A 4617-nucleotide genomic window follows, 5' to 3' on the forward strand; every position below is an offset into this window, starting at 1 on the left:
CCTAGGTACCATATGTTTCGATTTGTTTTCGAGTTGTTCGTTTTTTTTTTGTGGAAATTTGATTACATGTGTTGAAAATAATTTTGTGGAGATGAGGATTGGAAAATGATTCATTTTCCACTAATAAAATGGAGAAACGATTGGATGTGAATTTGATATCTATCAAAAAAACATGAAAGGGATTGCTTGTAACTTTTCTACTTTCAGGTAAGGGAATCCCTAAATTTTTTATTTTCAAATAAGGGAGGGGAGGGAATCTTCAAATATTAAATAGCCGATAGTAAGGGAAGGAAGGGTATCATCCAACATTAATTAGCCGATAGTAGGGTTATCCAAGGGCATCATCTAACATTAAATAGCCGAAAGTAAGGAGATTGCCCTCAACATACCGATTCCCCAAGATCTAGGGAGGGCGACTTGTGTTGGTTTAAATAATTATGCTTTTGTGTGCTTCTGTTTGATTTTGCATCTTTAATAAAGTGGCATATTTGTTGGCAGTTTTAGTCCATATCTCCAAACGTGTTTTAGTGCGTTTTAATGGGTTATTTTTTTGTCGAGTACTAAGTTAATTACGGAGATGTTGTTTGTGATGCAGAACACAACACCATAACCGAAGTAAGAAATTTCAAATCTTGTAGTGACTGGACAATTACAGACCAAAATTTAACAACTTCAGTTTCTTATTTTTATATGACGAATATCATGAAAAATTATATCATCTTCTTTTAACTTTAAAGTTCAAATGTAAAATTTTTATTATGAAAAATTCGAACCAATTATTTATTAGAACGATCTGTTATAATTTATTTATTCTTGGATTTTTATTTTTATTCACGGCCTGTAATAATAGTCCTTCAAAAGATAAAACAAGTAAAACTGAAACAGATGAAATTGTAAAAGTTGAGGATATTTTTTGGAATGTTAAAGCCATCCTTCCAGATGGACAAAGCATAGATATTAAAGGCTTTGATAATTCGGGAAAACCCTTCGACGTAAAGGCCATTCAAAACTCCGATCAAGATAACTTATTAGATGTAAAAGCTATTATGGACGGTGAGAAATTACCCGTTAAGATATTGGTGAGTAAAAATCAATTTACTCCTGTTGTAGCTATTAGTAATGAAGGTAATGCGTACAAAATTAAAGCAGTAACAGCAGAAGGCGAAAAACTGCAGGTAATAGGAGTGACTAGATTTGATAATATTGTTATTATGAAAGTCATTACCAAAAAGGGGAAGTTCTATGGTGTAAAAGCTATTTCACCTACCGGAAAACTTAATGATATTAAAGGAATAAAAATTAATACGAAGGACAGAGAGATGTCATTAAAAGGCCTAAATGTCCATGCACATGTTAAAGCGATGCATCCATCTGATAATGAGGATGACTTTATAATGCCCAAAAAAAATAAAGAGAAAGGAATATATGAAAATGATTTTGAAAGAATTATCTGGAATATTAAGGCGGTAACTGCTGATGGTAAAAACCTAGATGTAAAAGCTTTTGATGCTGAAGGCAATACATTTGATGTAAAAGCTACACAAGACTCTAAACAACATAGTTTTATGAATATTAAGGCATTTGTAGAGGGGGCGGAATTACCAGTTAAAATAATGCAAAGTACAGACGAATATGCACCCGTAAAAGCCATAGGTAGAAACGGTACTATTTACGATATTAAAGCATTAACTGAAGATAATGTAAAACTAGATGTAAAAGGCATTAGCCGTTCAGGTAATATTATTCATGTTAAAGCTATAAATGAAAATGGAGAATTTTATGGTGTAAAAGCTTTCGCTCCAGACGGAAAACTTAATGAAGTAAAAGGTATTAAGATTTTTGAAAGAAAAGTAGAGATGAAAATACAAGGAAATCCTGTGTATGCTCATTTAAAAGCCATTCAACAATAATTGGTTTTTTTATCATCTATACTCTGGCAATTATCCTTTTTGCTGACTAAAAATCTTTAAATCCTGAACCTTACACTATGCGTCACTTTATTATTTTATAGTTTTGCTTTGCTACCTTTTTATAGACACAACTAGCATTATATAAACGTTATAGTTGAATTTTTTTAATGATTTAAGTTCTAAAAAAGAGCTATACTTACTTTTCATCAAACGTGCAGAACCTATTAATAATCATTTTTTGATGTTTATGAAAATATATCTAGAAGTTGTTTTTTTTGTAATACTTTTCTATTACTTTTGTGTTGATTAGTTAATTATATTGTAAGAGAGAGGTTACTTGTGAGAGAGAGCCTCTTTTTTTTATGATTTCTATGATTGATATTTGTCGAGGAAGAAGTTTTAAATATGGTATAGTCATGACAAGTACGCTTCGTCTGAATATTTTGTAAAAAGAAAAGAGTGAACATCAACCATGATACTTCACCCTTTCTTTAATTGTACTAAAAAGTCTACTTGTGAGAGAATGATTAAATGTATTCATTAAATCCCTATAAGGTTTAATTTTTCTGTCATTAACCAATAGGTGTAGTTTAAATACCAATATGTGTAGATGAGTGGTATTTAAAACCATAACAGAAGTAAGACCTTTTAAACCTGGCCATAGCCTTGATAAGTATTCTGCAAAGTTTTAAATAGTTTCAATACGGCATCCCGAAACATACTAACTTATATTATTTCTTGTTGATTTAAATGACATTCGTCATCTAATAATCATAAGGAGTTAATTACCTTTAATTTCTGATTAATAGTGTCCATTATGAAACCTAAAACTTTATTAGCCTTAGTGTTATTTGCATTTATATTGAGTTGCTCAACTGATAAAAAAAAGAATAGCTTGGAAGAAGATAATCTAAAAGGAAATGTAAAATCTGTAAGAGAATTTTCTTTTGTTGCGGTTGATAAATTGGGTGAGATTAGCAAAGGAGCTAGAAAGACACAAATTTATAAGAAATATGATGATAAAGGAAATAGAATTGAGCAGGACGATTATGGATCAGATGGAAGTTTATCTTCTAAAACTACATTTAAATATGATAGTAAAGGCAATAATATTGAGATGAACTTATATTTATCAGATCGTAGTTTAACGTATTATTTTTCTTTTAAATATGATGATAAAGGGAACGAAATTGAGAGGAATAGATATAAATCGGATGGGAGTCTAGATTATAAATTTAGTTATGTATATGATGATAAAGGGAATGAAATTGAGAGGAATAGATGTGAATCTGATGGGAGTTTAGATTATAAATCTAGTTATGTATATGATGATAAAGGGAATCAAATTCTGTGGGACTATTATAAATCGGATGGGAGTTTAGAGTATAGATACACATTTAAATATGATGATAAAGGAAATGAAATTGAGAGGAATAGACATAAATCTGATTGGATTGTAGATTGTGAATACACTTATAAATATGAACTGGACACTAAAAATAATTGGATAAAGCGTATAGACTTTAAAAATGATAAACCACAATATATCTTAGAAAGAGAAATAGAATATTACTAAATGACTATATACTGGTTTAACTAATTAGAACTAAATAAACGCATGGCATGGAAGCCATAACCAATACGGCACTTTTTAGACAACCATATTGGTCATGGGCAGCGTTGTAATTGTTGCGCTAGAGACAAGTTTTTTGTTGAAGTGGTTTCTGATGCTAAGCACAACACCGTTAGCGAAATTAGAAGTATTAAATCTGGAATTAGCCTTGATAAGTATTCTATGATTTAAATATTAGGCATAAAAAGAAAGAGTGAAAACCAACCAAGATAATTCACCCTTTTTTTATTGCTATTAATCAACTGTTTATTAAACAAATTTGGTTAAATATACCATTTATATATCTTTAAGGCTTCAATTTTTCCACCACTAACTCATAAGTGTCGTTCAAGCACGTATTTGTATAGATGAGTGGTGTTTAAAACCATAACAGAAGTAAGAAGTTTTAAATATGGTCATAGCCTTGACAAGTATGCTAATCTAAAGTCTTTACAAAAAACTATTTTCAATTTAATTGACTACCTTACAACAAAGTTTAAAACTGAACTTCTTTTGGGTATGTGGATTCTTCCGTGGTTGGTAGTTAATAACAAGAAGCATATCTGGAGGGGGTTTTAAAACTGTTCTTAGCTGTCTAACTGTAAATCTTAACTTATTTGTTAGAGGTTGTTTATAATGCAGAACATAACACAATAATAGTAAGGAGTTTTAAATACGGTAGTAGTCTTGACAAGTATTCAGCAATTTAAATAAAGATAAATTCCTCACACTTTTTATAAATAGATTCTCCAGAGGTAAAAACTTCCTATTAACCAACCCACAGGATAGTCATTCGTACGCTCTGAAGGAATCTAACAATTAAAACTATCGGAAAATATAGTAAAAATAAGTTGTCTATTACGGTTATATTCTTCTTAACTATATTAATGTTGAAATACCATATATAATCACCTACATGTACATAGAAAAGAAAGAATTTTAAGTATTAGAGAAAGGTCAAATAACTTTTCGTAACTAAAATAATTTATCAGTTGCATTAACAATAGATTTCTAAAATAAATTCAGGGATGCCCATTAACTGTTTCGCCATAGACAAGTTTTTTATTGAGGTGGTTTATAATTCAGAGCATAACA

2 protein-coding genes are annotated in these 4617 nt (G+C 30.1%); both read left to right on the forward strand.

Translation table 11 applies throughout. From position 1 onward, the window contains the following. Positions 1-758 precede the first annotated feature (758 nt). Positions 759-1910 carry a hypothetical protein gene (locus QZ260_RS05630; RefSeq protein ID WP_295983744.1) on the forward strand — a complete coding sequence of 384 codons (1152 nt, stop codon included), beginning with the start codon at positions 759-761 and terminating at the stop codon, positions 1908-1910. A gap of 817 nt (positions 1911-2727) precedes the next feature. Continuing rightward, a complete protein-coding gene (locus QZ260_RS05635) occupies positions 2728-3486 on the forward strand; it encodes a hypothetical protein (protein ID WP_295983748.1) in 759 nt (252 codons plus the stop codon). Positions 3487-4617: the final 1131 nt, after the last annotated feature.

Source organism: uncultured Algibacter sp. (assembly GCF_905480415.1).
Taxonomy (GTDB): domain Bacteria; phylum Bacteroidota; class Bacteroidia; order Flavobacteriales; family Flavobacteriaceae; genus Algibacter_B.

What these genes read in the sequence shown, in the direction of transcription:
- QZ260_RS05635 (WP_295983748.1), top strand. Translation starts at nt 2,728, where the DNA reads ATGAAACCTAAAACTTTATTAGCCTTAGTGTTATTTGCATTTATATTG.
- QZ260_RS05630 (WP_295983744.1), top strand. Translation starts at nt 759, where the DNA reads ATGAAAAATTCGAACCAATTATTTATTAGAACGATCTGTTATAATTTA.